The organism is Burkholderia sp. BCC1996 (assembly GCF_905339955.1).
Classification (GTDB): domain Bacteria; phylum Pseudomonadota; class Gammaproteobacteria; order Burkholderiales; family Burkholderiaceae; genus Burkholderia.
The window spans coordinates 1-16618 of the sequence record NZ_CAJPHM010000034.1 but is presented as its reverse complement, the minus strand read 5'-3'; the positions used below and the strand labels follow the sequence as shown (position 1 = coordinate 16618).

The 16618-nt window shown below is 67.5% G+C and carries 14 protein-coding genes; 4 read left to right on the top strand and 10 right to left on the bottom strand.

Annotation, left to right across the window (positions count from 1 at the left end):
- The first annotated feature begins 22 nt into the window (after positions 1 to 22).
- Positions 23 to 1060, top strand: a complete 1038-nt coding sequence (locus tag U4Z64_RS32845; RefSeq protein ID WP_321810904.1) for a sigma-54 dependent transcriptional regulator — start codon at positions 23 to 25, stop codon at positions 1058 to 1060.
- A 34-nt stretch (positions 1061 to 1094) separates the two neighbouring features.
- On the opposite strand, the gene U4Z64_RS32840 is transcribed toward U4Z64_RS32845, so the two are convergent.
- Together U4Z64_RS32840 and U4Z64_RS32835 are read right to left on the bottom strand one after the other, a co-directional pair.
- A complete protein-coding gene (locus U4Z64_RS32840; protein ID WP_321822158.1) occupies positions 1095 to 2894 on the bottom strand; it encodes a methyl-accepting chemotaxis protein in 1800 nt (599 codons plus the stop codon).
- A 242-nt stretch (positions 2895 to 3136) separates the two neighbouring features.
- On the bottom strand, positions 3137 to 3391 hold the full coding sequence (locus tag U4Z64_RS32835) for a DUF3562 domain-containing protein (protein ID WP_044843091.1): 255 nt from the start codon (positions 3389 to 3391) through the stop codon (positions 3137 to 3139).
- Positions 3392 to 3989: 598 nt separating this feature from the next.
- On the opposite strand from U4Z64_RS32835, the gene U4Z64_RS32830 reads away from it, so the two are divergent.
- Positions 3990 to 4400, top strand: a complete 411-nt coding sequence (locus U4Z64_RS32830; RefSeq protein WP_321810847.1) for a hypothetical protein — start codon at positions 3990 to 3992, stop codon at positions 4398 to 4400.
- A gap of 530 nt (positions 4401 to 4930) precedes the next feature.
- Here U4Z64_RS32830 and U4Z64_RS32825 read toward each other — a convergent pair.
- The 6 genes from U4Z64_RS32825 to U4Z64_RS32800 form a co-directional block, all read right to left on the bottom strand.
- Positions 4931 to 5866, bottom strand: a complete 936-nt coding sequence (locus U4Z64_RS32825) for a universal stress protein (protein ID WP_321822157.1) — start codon at positions 5864 to 5866, stop codon at positions 4931 to 4933.
- A gap of 252 nt (positions 5867 to 6118) precedes the next feature.
- Positions 6119 to 7501, bottom strand: a complete 1383-nt coding sequence (locus U4Z64_RS32820) for an amino acid permease (RefSeq protein ID WP_321822156.1) — start codon at positions 7499 to 7501, stop codon at positions 6119 to 6121.
- Positions 7502 to 8084: 583 nt separating this feature from the next.
- Positions 8085 to 9287, bottom strand: a complete 1203-nt coding sequence (locus tag U4Z64_RS32815; RefSeq protein ID WP_321822155.1) for an MFS transporter — start codon at positions 9285 to 9287, stop codon at positions 8085 to 8087.
- Positions 9288 to 9426: 139 nt separating this feature from the next.
- A complete protein-coding gene (locus tag U4Z64_RS32810; protein WP_044843086.1) occupies positions 9427 to 10452 on the bottom strand; it encodes a DedA family protein/thiosulfate sulfurtransferase GlpE in 1026 nt (341 codons plus the stop codon).
- A gap of 188 nt (positions 10453 to 10640) precedes the next feature.
- The gene (locus U4Z64_RS32805; RefSeq protein ID WP_124519479.1) at positions 10641 to 11147 is read right to left on the bottom strand and encodes a cupin domain-containing protein; all 507 of its coding nucleotides are present in this window, start codon (positions 11145 to 11147) and stop codon (positions 10641 to 10643) included.
- A gap of 350 nt (positions 11148 to 11497) precedes the next feature.
- Positions 11498 to 11968 carry a universal stress protein gene (locus tag U4Z64_RS32800; RefSeq protein WP_044843084.1) on the bottom strand — a complete coding sequence of 157 codons (471 nt, stop codon included), beginning with the start codon at positions 11966 to 11968 and terminating at the stop codon, positions 11498 to 11500.
- A 389-nt stretch (positions 11969 to 12357) separates the two neighbouring features.
- On the opposite strand from U4Z64_RS32800, the gene U4Z64_RS32795 reads away from it, so the two are divergent.
- Together U4Z64_RS32795 and U4Z64_RS32790 are read left to right on the top strand one after the other, a co-directional pair.
- A complete protein-coding gene (locus U4Z64_RS32795) occupies positions 12358 to 14400 on the top strand; it encodes a PAS domain S-box protein (protein ID WP_321822154.1) in 2043 nt (680 codons plus the stop codon).
- Positions 14397 to 15044 carry a response regulator transcription factor gene (locus tag U4Z64_RS32790; protein WP_124484860.1) on the top strand — a complete coding sequence of 216 codons (648 nt, stop codon included), beginning with the start codon at positions 14397 to 14399 and terminating at the stop codon, positions 15042 to 15044. Before U4Z64_RS32795 ends, U4Z64_RS32790 begins: the two co-directional genes overlap by 4 nt.
- 69 nt (positions 15045 to 15113) lie before the next feature.
- Here the strand turns inward: U4Z64_RS32790 and U4Z64_RS32785 are convergent, their stop codons facing one another.
- Both U4Z64_RS32785 and U4Z64_RS32780 read right to left on the bottom strand, forming a co-directional pair.
- Positions 15114 to 15518: a lysozyme inhibitor LprI family protein gene (locus tag U4Z64_RS32785; RefSeq protein ID WP_124519481.1), complete on the bottom strand. Its 405-nt coding sequence runs from the start codon at positions 15516 to 15518 to the stop codon at positions 15114 to 15116.
- Positions 15519 to 15736: 218 nt separating this feature from the next.
- On the bottom strand, positions 15737 to 16447 hold the full coding sequence (locus U4Z64_RS32780) for a hypothetical protein (RefSeq protein ID WP_321822153.1): 711 nt from the start codon (positions 16445 to 16447) through the stop codon (positions 15737 to 15739).
- Between the last annotated feature and the right edge of the window lie 171 nt (positions 16448 to 16618).

The following is a 16618-nucleotide window of genomic DNA, read 5'->3' as shown; positions in this document are numbered from 1 at the left end:
CTTCCGTGCGGTTTCGCTGTCGATGATAGATATTGCAATGAAGGGAACGTGCGGTGCCGATTTTCAAAACGGCCCGCCGACGCTTATGGCTGAATCCGCAAACCGTCCGAAGCAAGGCGCCGACGCGCGCCGGCTGTCCGGCCGCTCCGCGGCGATGCGCACGCTGCTCGGCCGTATCGAGAAAATCGCTCCGACCCGCGCCAGCGTGATGATTGCCGGCGAAAGCGGGGTCGGCAAGGATATCGTCGCGCGCCGGCTGCACGACCTCAGCGCGCGACGCGACGGGCCGTTCGTGCCCGTCAACTGCGGCGCGATTCCGGCGGACATCGCCGAAGCGCAATTGTTCGGTCACGAAAAAGGCAGCTTCACCGGCGCGATCGCGCAACGGGAGGGTTTTTTCGAAGCCGCGTGCGGCGGCACGCTGCTGCTCGACGAGATCGCGGAGATGCCCGCGTCGCTGCAGGTGAAGCTGCTGCGGGCGCTCGAATCGAACACGATCGTGCGGGTCGGCGGCACCGACTCGATTCCGCTCGACGTGCGCATCCTGTCGGCGACCCGCCACAATCCGGCCGATGCCGTGCGCGACGGCCGGCTGCGCGAGGACCTGTTCTACCGTCTCGCCGCGTTCGCGCTGTATGTGCCGCCGCTGCGCCAGCGCAGCGGCGACGTCGAGGCGATCGCGCATGAGTTCGTCGATGCGCTCAACGCGCGGCACCGCTCGCACAAGCGGCTGACCGACGCGGCGATCGCCGCGCTGCGCGCCTATTCGTGGCCCGGCAACGTGCGCGAGCTGCACAACACGATCGAGCGCGCGTACATCCTCGCGGACGACGGCATCGACGTCGCGTTGCCGAGGCCGGCAGCGCCGCCCGACCACACGTCGGACGACGCGATGGCGCTGCCGCTCGGCGCGACGCTGCACCATGCGCAGCAACGTTTCATCGCGGCCACGCTGCAGCACTTCGACGGCAACAAGCCGCAAGCCGCGAAAGCGCTCGGCATCAGCCTGAAGACGCTCTACAACCGGCTCGCGCTGATGCGCGACGACGGCCGCCCCTGAGCGCCGCCGCGGGCCCTGCGTCAACCGGCGCAGGTCATGCGACCTTGAACTGCCCGACCGTCGTCGCAAGCGCGTTCGCCTGCGTCTGCAGCGCGGTCGCGGCCGCGGTCGACTGTTCGACGAGCGCCGCGTTCTGCTGCACCATTTCGTCGAGCTGGGTGACCGCGCGGTTCACTTCCTGGATGCCGCGCGTCTGCTCGTTCGCCGCGTGCGTGATCTCGGAGATGATCGTCGTCACGTTGGCGACGTTCGACACGATCTCGCGCATCGTCTCGCCGGCCTGGCGCACCTGCCCCGACCCGGCCGACACGCTCGCCACCGTCGATTCGACCAGCACCTTCACCTCGCGCGCGGCCTGCGCGCTGCGTTGCGCGAGACTGCGCACTTCCTGCGCGACGACCGCGAACCCACGGCCCTGCTCGCCGGCACGCGCCGCTTCGACGGCCGCGTTCAGCGCGAGGATGTTGGTCTGGAACGCGATCCCGTCGATCACGCCGATGATGTCGCCGATCCGGCCCGACGCTTCCTCGATCTTCTCCATCGTCGACACGACGTCCGATACGACCACGCCGCCGTGCGACGCGATCCGCGACGCCGCGGCCGCGCGTTCGTCGGCCTGGCCGGCAGCGGCCGCCGACTGGCCGACCGTCGCGGTGATTTCTTCCATCGACGCGGCCGTTTCCTCGAGGCTCGCCGCCGCCGATTCGGTGCGCGACGACAGGTCCTGGTTGCCCGCGGCGATTTCGTTCGCGGCCGTGCGCACCGATTCGCTCGCGTCGCGGATCTGCCGCATCACGTCGTTCAGCTTGTCGACGAAGCTGTTGAACGAGCGCGCGATATCGGCCACCTCGTCGCGGCCGTCGGCCGGCAGGCGCTGCGTCAGGTCGCCCGTGCCCGAGCCGATCGACGCCATCGCCTGACGCACCTGCGACAGGCGGCGGAACGCGGTCGTCGTGATCGCGCCGACGATCAGCGACGCGACGCCGACGATCACCACCAGCGTGATCAGCGACGCGGTCAGCAGCGAGCGCATCCCGGCCGTCGCTTCCGATTTGTCGAGCAGGACCAGCGCGTACCAGTCGGTGCCCGGCACGGCTTGCGCGCGCACCAGCTTCGCGTCGCCGCCGACGTGCACTTCGACCGGCGCGCTCGACGCCGCCAGCGTCGCGGCGCTCATGCCGCCGAGGTCGGGCGACACGTCGGCGACCGGCTTCAGCGTGAGCTTCGCGTCAGGATGCGCGACGACATGGCCGCTGCTGTCGATCAACATCCCGAAGCTCGCGGGCGTCGGGTGGATCGACTTCACGTTCGCGATCACACTGTCCATCGCGACGTCGGCGGCGACGACGCCCTTCAGCGCACCGTCGCGCAGGATCGGCACCGCGAACGTGACGACCAGGTTGCCGGTGCCCGCATCGACGTACGGCGGCGTGACGACCGGCTTGCCGGCCTGGGCGGCCTGCTTGTACCACGGACGGCCGGTCGGGTCGTAGTCGGGCGGGATGCCGGTCGGGTCGGAGAAATGGAACACCTTGTCGGCATAGCCCGCGTAGACGTTCGTGAAGCCGCCCGCCGCGGCCATCTGCTTGAACACCGGCAGCGGATCGGGCGACAGCGCGGCGTCCTGCAACGACGCGATCATCCGGCTTTTCGTCGCGACCCAGTCGCCGATGCCGACCACGTGGCCGCTCGCGACGGAGGTCAGGTTGCGGTCGATCGCGTCGTTGTTGTACGCGCGTGCGATGAAGTAATTGATCAGCGTGGTGGCGACGAGCGCGAACACGACGATGGCGACGCACGCGGCGAGGATGCGGGTGCGGATGGACGAGAACATGGCAACGACTCGGTAAGGGAGCGCGAACGCCCGGTGGACGAATTCACCGGGTAAACGGCATCCGCGCCGCTTACTTGAGGCCGTTGTGTCGATTCGGTCAAATATATGAAGAAAGGCGCGACCGGCAGGCAGGCGCGTTGTCGGCATGCAGGCGTGCAGCGGTGCCGGTGCCGGAGGCGCGCGGCGCTCAGGGGCCTTCCGCTGTCATGAGGCACCGCGGCGCCGGTCGCGCCGATCGTCCCTTACAGACGGCGGCCGGTACGTGTATCCGGCTCGTCGCGCGACGTACTGGCCGGCGTGTCGCGCTCGAGTTCGTCCTGCCTGCGCATCCGTTCGCGCAGGTGGCGGATCGCGAACACGTGGATGTAATCGTGCACGCGGGCATCGGACGACAACGCACGCACTTCATCGTCGAGCATCGTGCGCAACTGATCGGCGCCGATCGCGCGCTCTGCGGCGACGGCCTTCAAGGCATCAAGCAAATTGTCCTGTGACATCGACGGGCTCCTGACGGTCGAGGAACGAAAGGAAAAAATGACGCTACCGGAAGATTAAAGGCTGAACGGCCGCCCGGCGTACGATGCGCCGAAGCGTGGTTGCGCGCGATCAACGGCACCTTGCGTGCCGCCGCGCCGATCCGTCGCCGAACCGGCCCGCGCGCAGGATTCGCGGCGCCCAAGGCCCGCGAACGACTGGAAGGATTGTCACGCCACCCCGAGGCGCGGCACCGTGCGATCGCTCGGACGATGAACCGTCGCGCGATGCCGATGCAGTGTGGGACCTTAGACCCGCGAAAGTCCTGCGTCAAGCGACGCGCGACGGCCGCGATTCGTCTGTTCGAATGCACCGGATCGGGGCGCCGCACATCGCGCCTGCCCGCCTGCCCGCCTCGCGCCGCAGCGGCGGCTCGCCGGTCCGGCGTGTCAGCGGATTCCGATACCTCGCACGCAACGTCTGACAGCGACTTCAGCACGCACCGATTGGCAGCGCGGTCTCCGCGGCGGATACTGATGTCATGAACGAAGCGTTCATACCCGGTCATCGCTCAGCCGGCCCTCGAGCCGGCACGCGGGGTCGGGCGCAGGGAGACCCATCATGATTCATCGCAACTTCCCGGCGCGGGACGGACAGCGGCGCACGCGCATGCTGTCCGCGCCCGCCGTGCCGGCCGTAATCCACCCGCTCGAAGATCTCGACGCGTTGCTCGCACTCGCGCGCGAATCGGGTTTGCTCGTCACGCTCGACGGGCAGATCGGCCGCGAAAAGTACCAGAGCGTCGCGGGATCGGTGCTCGCGCTGCAGCGGTTCGCCGCGGCGCTCCGCGCGCGGGCCGGTGCCGGCGCAACGGTCGTCGTGAGGCAGCGCCGCAAGACGCGCCCCGGCTGGCCGCGACTGCGCAATCGCACGCCTGGCGGACGAGGCCGACTGCATCGCGTGCGTCGCGGTGCATGCGTATGCCGCGACGCGCACCGCCAGCGCGACCTGCGAGCGCCTCGCGCCGCGTAAAGGCCGGAACGCGGGGCCTAAACGCAGCGCCTTTACTCAGCCGATGCCGCACGCGGCCGTGTGAAGGCTGCGGCACCGCGCCGCGCGCGCAGCGCATGCCGCGCTCCGGACCGAATCCGCGATCGCGCGATCGCGTGGCATCACGCGCCGTTCCACACGGCGACATCGACGAAGACAATACCTGCGAGGAAAAGAGTCAGCACGGGGCCAGGAAAGCGGACGGGGTGCAATGCACCCCGTCCGTTATCCAAGGCAGCCGCCGGCTGCCTACCCTCGTGCCAGAGAGTTCGTGATCGGCCGATGCGCGATGCGCAGCGCGGCACGGCTCCGGAAATCGGCTGAATCGCAACGGCGTCGGACAGGCCGGTTCGCGCGGTTCCGGACCGACGTGTCGAATCGCGGCGTCGGGTACGGACGACGGACCATCCGCCGCATGCACACGCACGTCGTGCGACTATCTCATGCAAAACGCGCGACGTTTCTGATGCAGGTCAATGAAAGTCCGCTTCGCATTCGTCGCAGCGCAATCCTCACGCGGCCTCGCGCACGAGCAGCACCGGCACCTGCGCGAGATGCGCGACCCGGCGCGCCACGCTGCCGATCAGCCAGGCCGCAATGCCGCGCCGGCCGTGCGTGCCGACCACCAGCAGTTCCGCATGCCAGTGCACCGCGTCGCGCATCAGCGCATGGGCGACGTCGTCGCTGGTCGGACGGGTCTCGACGATGCCGCGCTTGGTCGGGTTCCCCGTTGCATGGAACAGCGGACCGATCCGCGCCAGCGCATCCTCGCCCTCCGCGCGATACGCATCCTCGAGCGCGCGCACCGGCACGAGATCCGTCAGACGAACCGCGCGATCGACGACATAGGCCGCGTACAGCAGCGTCGTCGGCACCGCGAAGCCGAGCCCGACGCGCACCGCGTGCAGCGACGGCTCGCTGCCGTCGACCGCGAACATCAGGCGCTGCAGCGGCCCGTCCGACGGCCGCGCATAGTCGGCGGGCACGATCAGCAGCGCGCAGCGTGCGCGCGCGGCCAGCGTGTCGGACACCGCCCCCTCGACGAGCCGCAGCAGCCCATGGTGCGGATTGGCGCCGACCACGAGCACGTCGGCGTGCCATGCCGACGTGTCGTTCGCGAGCGCATCGGCCACCGTGCCGCCCGTGAGCGACGTATCGATGATCATCTGCTCGATCCCCACGCCGCTGCCGGCGAACAGTGCCGCGATGCGTTCGAGCGTCGCCTGCGCTTCACGCGTCATCTCCTCGCGCGCGGAGGTCAGCAGCGCATCGACGCGCGGGATGTCCGGCAGAACGAGACGCGGATTGTCGATCGCGCAGACGATGCGCACCTGCATGCCGGGACGCAGCAGCGTGCGCGTGTAGCGCGCGGCGGACAGCGACTCCGGCGTCAGATCGACGGCCAGCGAGATCCGCGTGAGCGGCGGGATGGTCGGGGTGGACTGCATGGCGAAAGCCTCCTTGCGGACGCGTCGTCGCGAACGACGACCGGAGCTTCGCGCGGGCAGCGGCGAACGGCGGACGGACGGCCGACGCGGTCGCGGGGATCGGCGGACGGCCACGCGAAGCGCGGACAAGCGATTCAGACAGCATATGTCGTCCGGCCCGCACGTGCATGATCGCGATCAATACCCGTGCGGGCCGCGATGCGCCGCGCACGCCTGTGCGGCGCGCGGTGCGGCGACTTTCGGCCGCTTGGCTTACGACTTCGTCGACGCGGGCGCGCTCGCCCGGTTCGCATGGAACACCGCGTATGCGATGCCGAGCAGCACGATCCAGACCGGGCCGATCACGAGTGCGACGCGCGTATCCGGCGAGAACGCCATCAGCACGACGACCAGCGCGAGAAACCCGAGTGCGACGAACGAGCCGAGCGGATAGAACGGCACGCGGATCGGCAGGCGCGCGATCCTGTCGGCCGACAGCGTGCGGCGAAAGCGCATCTGCGCGATCAGGATCACGCACCACGTCCAGATCGCGCCGAACGTCGACACCGACGTCAGCCAAGTGAACACGTGCTGCGGCGCGAGATAGTTGAGCAGCACGCCGATCAGCAGCAGCGCGACCGACACGAGCACGCCGTACACCGGCACGCCGTTGCGGTTCACGCGGCCGAGCATGGCCGGCGCCTGGCCCTGCTGCGCGAGGTTGTAGAGCATCCGCGCCGTGCTGAACAGGCCGCTGTTGCACGACGACAGCGCCGCGGTCAACACGACGAAGTTGATGATGCCGGCGGCGGCCGGGATCCCGAGCCGCGAGAACGTCATCACGAACGGGCTGCCCTGCGTGCCGATCTGGTCCCACGGATAGAGCGACATGATCACGAACAGCGCGCCGATGTAGAAGATCAGCACGCGCCAGAACACCGAGTTCACCGCCTTCGTCAGCGACTTCTCCGGATTGCGCGCCTCGCCGGCCGTGAGGCCGAGCATCTCGACGCCGAGATACGCGAACATCACGATCGGCAGCGCGCCGATCACGCCGCCGATGCCGTTCGGCATGAAGCCGCCGTGGGCCCACAGGTTCGAGATGCCCGTCGCGACGCCGCCGTTACCGATGCCGAACGCGATCATGAGGCCGCCGCCGACGATCATCAGCACGATCGTGACGATCTTGATCAGCGCGAACCAGAACTCGAATTCGCCGTACAGCTTGACCGCGATGAAGTTCACCGCGCCCATCGCCGTGAGCGCCGCGAGCGCCCAGACCCAGTTCGGCACGCCGGGGAACCACATGTGCATGTAGACGCCCACCGCGGTGATTTCCGCCATGCAGGTGACGATCCACACGAACCAGTAGGTCCAGCCGGTCAGGTAGCCCGCGAGCGGGCCGAGGTAGTCGCGCGCATAGCGGCTGAAGGCGCCGGCGACCGGATTGGTGATCGCCATTTCGCCGAGTGCGCGCATGATCAGGAAAATCGCGATGCCGCCCAGCAGGTAGGTCAGCAGGATGGCCGGGCCGGCCGTGCGGATCGCGGCGGCCGAGCCGAGGAACAGGCCGACGCCGATCGTCGCGCCGAGCGCCATCAGGTTGATGTGCCGCTCTTCCAGCCCGCGGTGCAGCTGGTCTTCTGGTTGTTTCAAGTCCGTCTCCTGGCAGCCGCGAACGGGCCGCCGTCATTGTCGATGTCAATGCGCGACCGTTCATGCCGATACCGGCAAACCGAAAACGAAAAATCCCCGCCGCCGTTTTCCGGATGAAAAACGCGGCGGATACTGCGTCACTCCGATTGGAATTACCGTTGATTATCGGTATTTTCCGGAACAATCCGGAAAAACGGATCGGGCCTTTCACGGAATACGCCCGTGCGGCCCGTGCGACACGGCTGTGCGCGTGGCGGGCGGCAACGGGATCAATCGCTTTCGGCGCGAACGAACGCGCGTCGAATGTGCGCAATCAAGCGCACGCAATATGCAGGCGGGATTATAAGAATAATCGGAGGTTTCGCGCCAGCCGATTGTCCCGGAAACGGGAAGCGTGAAATCGGAGGCGAAATCGGCATGTGCGCGGCATCCCGCGCACGATTTACTTCGATAACGGCCGGACTGTCGAGCGCCTGCCCCGCCCCGGTCACGATCACGTCCGGGAATGCAGCGACTTCATCTCGCACCGCGCCGAACACCGGTTTCGCGTCGCCAGCGCCATATTCCTTGCGGTACCACCGCGTCAGTCCGAAACGCGCGCAGTCGATCGCGGCCGGCCGGCGCCAACGGCAATGACCGCGCCACCGAGTATCGCCATGCCGATCGAGGTCAGCGTCACGACGAGCGCAACGCGCCCGTGACCGGAGAAGAGCCCCACAAGCAGCCCGGCAAGCGGCTGCGTCGCGTTATTCAGCAGGACGATGACGCCCGTCGTCTTGCCATAGTCCCGAGGGGGAATGATGGCCTGCCGGGCGCTGCGTATGTACACGTTGAACATCTTGTCGAAACCGATGACCAAAAGGAAACCGGCGACGTACATCGCAATCGAGCCGGCCATGCCCATCGCGAGGCCGCCAGCCGCGATCGCGACGAATGCGACGATGCCGAGCCGCTCGCGCGCTACCTCGATACGCGCGACGAACAGCAGGATCGCGACTGTCGCGACGGCACCCGTGACCTGCAGTCCGGCATAGAAACCGCCGGACTGCCGAAACGCACCGGTGACCATCGCAGCCGACGTCGCAAGTGTCGTCCCGATCACGAGGTTTTCCGCCGCTGCGAGCAGGATCAGCCGCAACAGCCCCGGCAGCGTGACGACATGCTTCAGCGCCACACCGAACGGTGCATACCACGGCCCCACCGAGCGTTCCGGAGGCGCAACGCGTGCCGTGCTGGTCCGTTGCCAGACGAATGCCAGCAAATCCGCCGAGACGAACAGCAGCGCCGCGGAAGCGACAGCCCACTCCCAGTCGCGATACCCAAGCAGCGCCGCCGCGACGATCGGTCCAAGCACGACGCCCAACTGATCGGCGAGCTGCGTATAGGACAACACTTGTTCGAAGCGCTGCTGCGGAAAGATCTGCGGCAGCAACACCTCACGAGCGACGAGACCTTGGCTCGTGAGTGCGCCGCATACGGCGGACAATGCGATCAACCATCCGATTCCGCTCCAGGCGACATAGCCGGCGATGCCGATCACGCAAGCGACGGCCCGGCTGGTCTGGCTCGCTCGCAGCACGCGGATCGGTGACACACGGTCGCTCAGTGCGCCACAGACCGGAAAGGCGATGAATCGCGGGAACGCCTCGACGAAAAAGGCGAGCCCGGACCACGTCGCTTTCCGAGTGACCTGAAAGACGACGAGCGGCACGAGAAAGAGCAGCATCTGGTCTGCGAGCCGCGACAAAAAGAAAGAACCCAGAAAGGCCGGCTGATCGACGCGCATCCCGCGTATGCCCCTGCAGATTTATTCCACCTTCACGACGTGTTGGCAAAGGGACGGACTGATCCGCTTGTTTTTCGGGACCACACACGAATTAGGTGCACGCTTCACTTTCCGTCATGAACGGAATCCCGCGCACGACTCACTTCGACAACGTCGCGCGCACCGTATATTCGCCTGCGAGCGCCGCATGTTCCGGCCGCACGAAATACCTCGATGAATCGAGATCGGCCGGCAGCGGCTCGACCGGATAGCCGTGCTTCTCCCACGCGTCGAGGCCGCCCTTCAGCGCCTTGATGTTGTGCAGCATCTTCTTGCGCTGCATCTTCGCGATCAGGCGCTTCGCGGTCGCCTCGTTCGGGCACACGCAATACACGACGATCGGCCGCTTCAGCAGCTCCGGATCCAGCAGGTCCGGCGAATCGAGATCGACCGGCACCGCACCGGCAATCCGGTACGGCTCGCGTTCGCGAATCGCGCGCGGCCGCGCATCGAAGATCAGTGGCGGCTCGTTCGACGTCATCATCTCGACGAGTTGCGGCGGGGAGATGCGCACCTGCGCGAGGTAGCGGCGGAACTGCAAGCGGCGCACCCAGCGATACAACAGGAACGTGATGAAGATCGCGAGGAACGCGTCGAGGATCGTGCCGCCGCTCGCGCGCACCCACAGCACGAACTGGACGATCTGGTCGTGCACGGCCGCGCCGCCGACGAGCCAGAACGCGGCCCACAGCGACGCGCCGGCCAGATCCCAGAACAGGAACACGCCGACGCCGATCGCGGTCGTGCCGAGCAGCGGCGCCGACACGAGGCCGAGGCCCGGCAGGAATTTGGAGAGGACGAGCAGCGGCGCGCCGTATCTTTCGAATACGTTACGCGCGAAGCGCAGCGTCGTGTCGAGCGACAGCGAGAATCGCACGAGCCCGTTCAGCAAGCGCCGGCCGCGCGTGCGGCCCATGAAGAACCACAGCGAATCGGCGAGCATCGCCGCGCCGATCGCCGCCACGAACATGCTCGCCCAGGACGCCTGCCCCATCGCCGCCATCGTACCGCCGAGGATCAGCATCGGCACGGCCGGCACCGGCACGCCGAGCTGCGTGATCAGTACGCTCGCGAACACGGCCCACGGGCCGAGCGACGAGGGAATCGCGATGGGAAAGTGCCACACGGCGGCGCTCCTGGAAGACATGCGGACCGTGCGACGGGGGCGGCCGTCGATACGGCAAGCAGCGATCGCCGCGGCACGTCCGCGGCCGATCCTGCACCACCGTGCATTCTAAACGGGTTTGGCCGCGGCCGCGCGGAACGGCTGCCGTCGAAGGCGGCTCGGTGCGGCCGGCATGGCCGCCGGCACACTCATGCGTCGGAGCGCTGCGCGAGCCCCGCGACGTATTCCGCATACTCGGGGAATGCGGCGGCCAGCGCCGTCGCGTCCGCGAGCTCGAATTCCGCAAACTCGAACCCCGGCGCAACCGTGCAGCCGACGAGCGCGACGTGCTCCGGCGACGCGCAGCGCGCGCCGAACCAGCGCCCGGCCGGCACGACCGCCTGGAATACGGTACCCGGGTGCGTGAGCGGGTTGCCGAGCCGGTGGATCGTCAGGCCGTCGCGCTCGTCGAGCACCCATACTTCGAGCGGATCGCCCGCGTAGAAATGCCAGACCTCGTCGGAACGGATCCGGTGCCACGATGAATACGCGCCGTCGCACAACAGGTAGTAGATCGCGGTCGACGCCGCACGCGACGCGCCGTCGGCCGGACGCACAACCGTATCGGCCGCGCGGTAGGTTTCGCGGAAATAGCCGCCCTCGGGGTGCGGTTGCAGATCGAACTGTTGAATCAGGTCGGCGGCGGAGATCGGCATGGCGGATGACGTCGGTGAAGGAGTGAACCGGACACGCGACGCGCGGCCCGTCCGATCGACGATGCGATCGGCCGACGTCGCGTGCCGCTGCGTCGATCGCCGCGGCCATGCACGCGGCGACCGGGTTGCGCGCGGAACGCGGCGCGCGACGATGAAGCGAACGCCGGTCGATGCTGCCAGAAGTGCGGGCCACGATGCAACCGGCGCGACGTGACACCGCCGTTGCGGCGCAGCGTATGCGCGGCATGGCGATCGATGCAACGGACGAACCCTCGAGCCCGCCATCACGCCGGCGTCCGCGCGGCAGCCCCTGCCCGCCGCCGCTCACGCGTCGGTGCCGTACCGCCCCGTCACGCGGTCGCCGCCGCGGCCGGCTCGTCGTGCCGCACCAGCAGCACGGGCCGGTCGGCCGCGCGCAGCAGCGATTCCGCGACACTGCCGAGCAGCAGCCGGCGCAGGCCGTGGCGCCCGCTCGTCCCCATCACGATCAGATCCGCGCCGACCTCGGCCGCCGTGCGCATCAGCACCGCGGCGATATCCTCGCCGTACGCGTCGATCGCGCGCACGGTGCCCGCCACTTGCCGCTGCGCGAGCGCCGCTTTCGCGTCGTCGAGCACGGGCGTCGCCGCAGCGGTTGCCGCCGCGTCGCCGTCGCGTTCGGCCGCAAAACCCGCATCGACGTCGACGAGCTGCGGCCGGTGCTCGACGACATACGCGCACGTGACCTCGCCGCCGGATGCCGCCGCGATCCGGATTGCCTCGTTCAGCGCGAGACGCGCACTCGGGCTGCCATCGAGCCCGACGAAAATCCGCTTGTACATGGTCCACCCTCCGACCGGGCACCCGTCGCGCATCACGCAAACGGCGTCCCGTCACCGCAAGCCGGCCCGATGCCGGCTCGCCTGCCGAACAGTCTGCCCCACGTGCCGACGCGCCCGTTGACGCGCGTCAAATGCGGCCGGGACGCCCGCTACACCGCCCGGCTATCTCATTTTTAGCTGACCCTATTACAAAAAACGCGTAAAACGCGCACAATTTCATCTTGAAAATAGACGTCGCACGCGGCCGGTGCGAGTTTTTCCCGGTTTTTCCCGGTTTTGCCGCGCTGCCCGCGTGCCACGGGCGGCCCCGACACCAGAATGGCCATCGAATGACCACCGCCAGTGGAACCCCGTCGCGTGACGCCCGAGGGCCCGCGCGTTTCCAGATCATGTTACGCCAGCCGCTCGCGGCTGGCGTCGTTACGCTGTTCGCCGGCGCGGCGCTGTCGCTCGGCGTCGCGCTGCTCGTGCGCGAGCAGTGGCAAGGCGCCGTCCATACGCGCTTCGAACGCCGCACGACGCACGTGACGGCGATGCTGCGCCACGAGCTGCAAGGCAGCGTCGCCGTGCTCGAAAGCGCGCGCGGCGCATTCGCGCTTGCGCCGCAGATCACCGCCGAGCAATGGCGCCGGTATGCCGATACGCTCGATCTCGACAGCGGGCGTTCGCCGATCCGGCAGCTCGGCTATGCGCCGCTGTCGACCGCGACGCGCGGCGCCCTCGCCGGCCACGCGCCGATGCCGGCCGGCCCGCTCGCGGTGGCCACGCTCGTTGCGCCGGCATCGAGCTCGGCCGGCGTGCGCTTCGGCGCGCCGGACCAGGCTCCGCTGGCGCACGCGCTGCGGACCGGCGATATCGCGCTCGGCATCCATCCGGCCGACAACGATACGTCCCGCGATGCGCGCACCCTCACGCTGTTCGTCCCCGCGACGGCTTCGTCGCGCACGGCCGTCGCCCATGACGCCGGCGCCGACGGCGTGCTGTTCGCGGAAGTGAGCCCGAATCGCCTGGTCGAGCGCGCGCTCGACGCGGAACGCGGGCTCGACCTGCGGATGAGCGCGGGCGACGATCCGCACCCGATCGCGAGCGCCGAGACGACGACCGACGAAGCCTCCGCGTCGCCCGACCTGATGCGGCGCACCGACCAGCTGAATTTCGGCGGAACCGTGCTGAAGCTCGCCTATTCCGCGGACGGCCGCCCGAGCGCGACCGGCGCGCAGCGCGCGGCCGGCACGGTGCTCGCCGCGGGGCTGATCGCGTCGTTCGCGTTCGCGGCGCTCGTCCATGCGCTGCTGCGCGGCCGCGCCGGCCACGCCGATACGGGCGCCAGCAGCCGCGGCATCCTGAACGAGGCGCGGATGATGGGCATCATCCGTTCGTCGATGGAAGCGATCATCACGATCGACGAGAAGCAGACGGTGGTGATCTTCAACCCGATGGCCGAACAGGTCTTCGGCGTGTCGGCGATGGAAGCGATCGGCGCGCCGCTGTCGCGCTTCATCCCCGAGCGGTTTCGTGCCGCGCATGCGAAGCACGTCGACCAGTTCGGCGTGACGGGCGTGTCCGAGCGGCAGATGGGCCGCCAGCGCGTGCTGTTCGGGCTGCGCGGCAACGGCGAGGAGTTCCCGATCGAGGCGTCGATCTCGCAGATCCGCGATGCGTCGGGCAAGCTCTATACGGTGATGCTGCGCGACATCACCGAGCGGCAGCGCGCCGAGAATGCGCTGAAGCAGTCGCGCCAGGAACTGCGCGAACTCTCGGCGAACCTGCAGAACGTGCGCGAAGAGGAAAAAACCCGCATCGCGCGCGAACTGCACGACGACCTCGGCCAGCAACTCACCGCGCTGAAGATGGACCTGTCGGTCATCGAGCAGCAACTGCGCACGCCGGGCCATGCGCAACCCGAAGTCGGCGTGCTGTCGCACCTGCAGGGCATGCGCCGGCTGATCGACGCGACCGTCGCGTCGGTGCGGCGCATCGCGGCCGACCTGCGCCCGGTGATGCTCGACGATCTCGGCCTCGTGCCGGCGATCGAGTGGCTCGCGAACGACTTCACGAACCGCTACGGCATCGACGTCGAGCGCCACATCGAAACCGGCGGCCTCACGTTCACCAGCGCGGGGGCGACCACGCTGTTCCGGATCGTCCAGGAAGCGCTGACGAATGTCGCGCGCCATGCGGACGCGACGCGCGTCGCGCTGCGCCTCGACATCGAGGAAGGCTTCTGCGTGCTGCGCGTCGCGGACAACGGCCGCGGCGCGGCACCGGTCGGCACCGCCCACGAGGACAAATCCTTCGGCCTGATCGGCATTCGCGAACGCGCACACATGCTGGGCGGCAGCGTGACGATCGACACCGCGCTCGCGCGCGGCTTCTCGATCACCGTCGCATTCCCGCTCGGTTCCGTACAACAGGAAACCACCCTCACATGATCAAGGTGCTCATCGCCGACGACCATACGCTCGTGCGCGACGGTCTGCGGCACATCCTCCAGAACGCCACCGGATTCGAAGTAGCCGGCGAAGCATGCGACGGAGCGTCGACGATCGCGCTCATCCGGTCGACGCCTGCGCAGGTGCTGGTGCTCGACCTGTCGATGCCGGGCCGCAACGGCGTCGAACTGATCAAGCAGATCAAGGACGAGAAGCCCGCGCTGCGCGTGCTCGTGCTGACCATGCACGCGGAGCAGCAATACGCGGTGCGTGCGTTCCGCGCCGGTGCGTCGGGTTATCTGACCAAGGAAAGCGCGAGCGCCGAACTGGTCGGCGCGGTGACCAAGGTGGCGTCGGGCGGCGTCTACGTGAGCCTCGCGATGGCCGAACAGTTCGCGCAGAGCCTGAACGAGCCGGCCGAGACGCTGCCGCACCAGCGGCTGTCCGATCGCGAGTTCGACGTGTTCCGCCGCATCGCCGCCGGGCAGACGCTGACCGAGATCGCGCAGGCGCTGTGCGTCAGCGCGAAGACGGTCAGCACCTACAAGACCCGGATCCTGGAAAAGATGCAGATGCCGCACGAAGCGGCGCTGGTCCGCTACGCGCTGCGGCACAAGCTGCTCGACGAAACGGACGACGTCTAGGCGAACGGGCCGGCGAACCATGCCGGCCGCGCGACGCGCGCTGCGAGCTGGCCGGACGTCGCGCAGCCGTTACTTCGCCGGCACCGGGCACGCGAGATCGCCTTCCTCGCAGGACAGATAGCCCTTCAGCGTCTCGGTGCGGGTCCTGGTCAGATCGTCGAGGCAAGTCGACACGACCATCGGATAGGCGCTGCCGCCTTCGGCATTCGCGCTGGAGAAGTTGCATTCGGCATCGCGGTAGGCGATCCACGCGCGCTGCGCGTTCACGAGTTTCTCTGCGAGCGGCTTCGCATCGCGCAGGCGCGCGGTGACGGCCTGGTAGGTGCGGTTCAGCTCCGCGTCGGATTTCTTGTACGCGCGATCGGCACATGCCGTCATCGCCGCCTGATCCGTCGCGTCCGCGCAATTTGCCTGTGCGTGGGCAAGGTTCGCCGTCAGCGCCAGCGCGCACAGCAGACCGGTCAAGACACGCATGGATGCTCCTGTTTGTTTTCGTTGAAGTCGTGGAACGTGATGCCGGGTTGGTCGCGCATCGGCCGCTGCGCCACGGCAACACCGATCGCGATGCTAGCGCACGCGCGAATGGTTGTCAGCGGGTGTCGGACTGAAGCGTGGGATTCGTTTGACGGAACGACGGTGCACGCACCGAAATCAATGGTTCAAGCGCCGTTCGGCGGTGCGGACAAAAGCGGTCAGTAACGGTACGCGTAGCCGGTTCCGATGCGTTCCGCCTTCAACGCGCTCACACTACCCGACAGGCCGAGCAGTTTGAGGATCTTTCTGGTGCGACGCCCGCTAATCAATTCGTCCCGGTAGGCCAGCAACACCAGCAGAGCGACAACCAGCGCCGACATTATCAGCACGAACGGCATCAACTCGAAAAACTCGCCCCAAGCGGGCAGTGCGAATGCATAAAGTACGGCTTGTCCAAAAAATAAAAACAAAGTCACCCCGAGGCAAACGTAAAGCATGGACTTGTTGAAAACGGGTTTCAGGCCTTCAGGGCAAGGCGGCCTGAATACGACCAGTCTCGCCTGCGGATTATTGACCGCCATCAGCAATCCGCTTTTATCGAAAACAGCGTCCACATGCCCGCCATTCTCGAACGAGAGAGTGTCGAACCAGCCTTTGAGCGCTCGCCCGCCGACCTCCATCTCGATCCAGTAGCCTTCGGCCGGTTCGGGGCGATTTCGGTCGGAATCGTGCACCGTTGCACTGGCTAGTGCCATACCGCCTTCGCCAATGGACGCAAGCAACACAGGAGCGAGCTCCGTTGCCCTTTCCTCGAACTTGCGCAACTTCGATGGCGAATACTTCTCGATCGAGTAGCGCAAATTTGATACCGTTCCGCTGACCGAATACAAGCGCATCGCTTTCCCGTTGATTGAAGCCGTCTCGTCCATTCCGCAGGAATCTTACTCTACCGATGCAACGTGAAAAGATCCCTGTCAGGCATCGCATTCGACAGGGTTTGGCACGGGACCGACTCCCGCGTCCTCTTGATGATCGAAAGGGGAACGCCGTCGTGCCCCAATGAAAAAACCCGCCCTCGAGCCGAGTGCGGGTTTTTTTAT

Bases quoted from the DNA above. Each gene is read 5' to 3' on its own strand.
- U4Z64_RS32845 (WP_321810904.1), top strand. From the start codon at position 23: ATGATAGATATTGCAATGAAGGGAACGTGCGGTGCCGATTTTCAAAAC.
- U4Z64_RS32840 (WP_321822158.1), bottom strand. From the start codon at position 2,894: ATGTTCTCGTCCATCCGCACCCGCATCCTCGCCGCGTGCGTCGCCATC.
- U4Z64_RS32835 (WP_044843091.1), bottom strand. From the start codon at position 3,391: ATGTCACAGGACAATTTGCTTGATGCCTTGAAGGCCGTCGCCGCAGAG.
- U4Z64_RS32830 (WP_321810847.1), top strand. From the start codon at position 3,990: ATGATTCATCGCAACTTCCCGGCGCGGGACGGACAGCGGCGCACGCGC.
- U4Z64_RS32825 (WP_321822157.1), bottom strand. From the start codon at position 5,866: ATGCAGTCCACCCCGACCATCCCGCCGCTCACGCGGATCTCGCTGGCC.
- U4Z64_RS32815 (WP_321822155.1), bottom strand. From the start codon at position 9,287: ATGCGCGTCGATCAGCCGGCCTTTCTGGGTTCTTTCTTTTTGTCGCGG.
- U4Z64_RS32805 (WP_124519479.1), bottom strand. From the start codon at position 11,147: ATGCCGATCTCCGCCGCCGACCTGATTCAACAGTTCGATCTGCAACCG.
- U4Z64_RS32800 (WP_044843084.1), bottom strand. From the start codon at position 11,968: ATGTACAAGCGGATTTTCGTCGGGCTCGATGGCAGCCCGAGTGCGCGT.
- U4Z64_RS32795 (WP_321822154.1), top strand. From the start codon at position 12,358: ATGTTACGCCAGCCGCTCGCGGCTGGCGTCGTTACGCTGTTCGCCGGC.
- U4Z64_RS32790 (WP_124484860.1), top strand. From the start codon at position 14,397: ATGATCAAGGTGCTCATCGCCGACGACCATACGCTCGTGCGCGACGGT.
- U4Z64_RS32785 (WP_124519481.1), bottom strand. From the start codon at position 15,518: ATGCGTGTCTTGACCGGTCTGCTGTGCGCGCTGGCGCTGACGGCGAAC.
- U4Z64_RS32780 (WP_321822153.1), bottom strand. From the start codon at position 16,447: ATGGACGAGACGGCTTCAATCAACGGGAAAGCGATGCGCTTGTATTCG.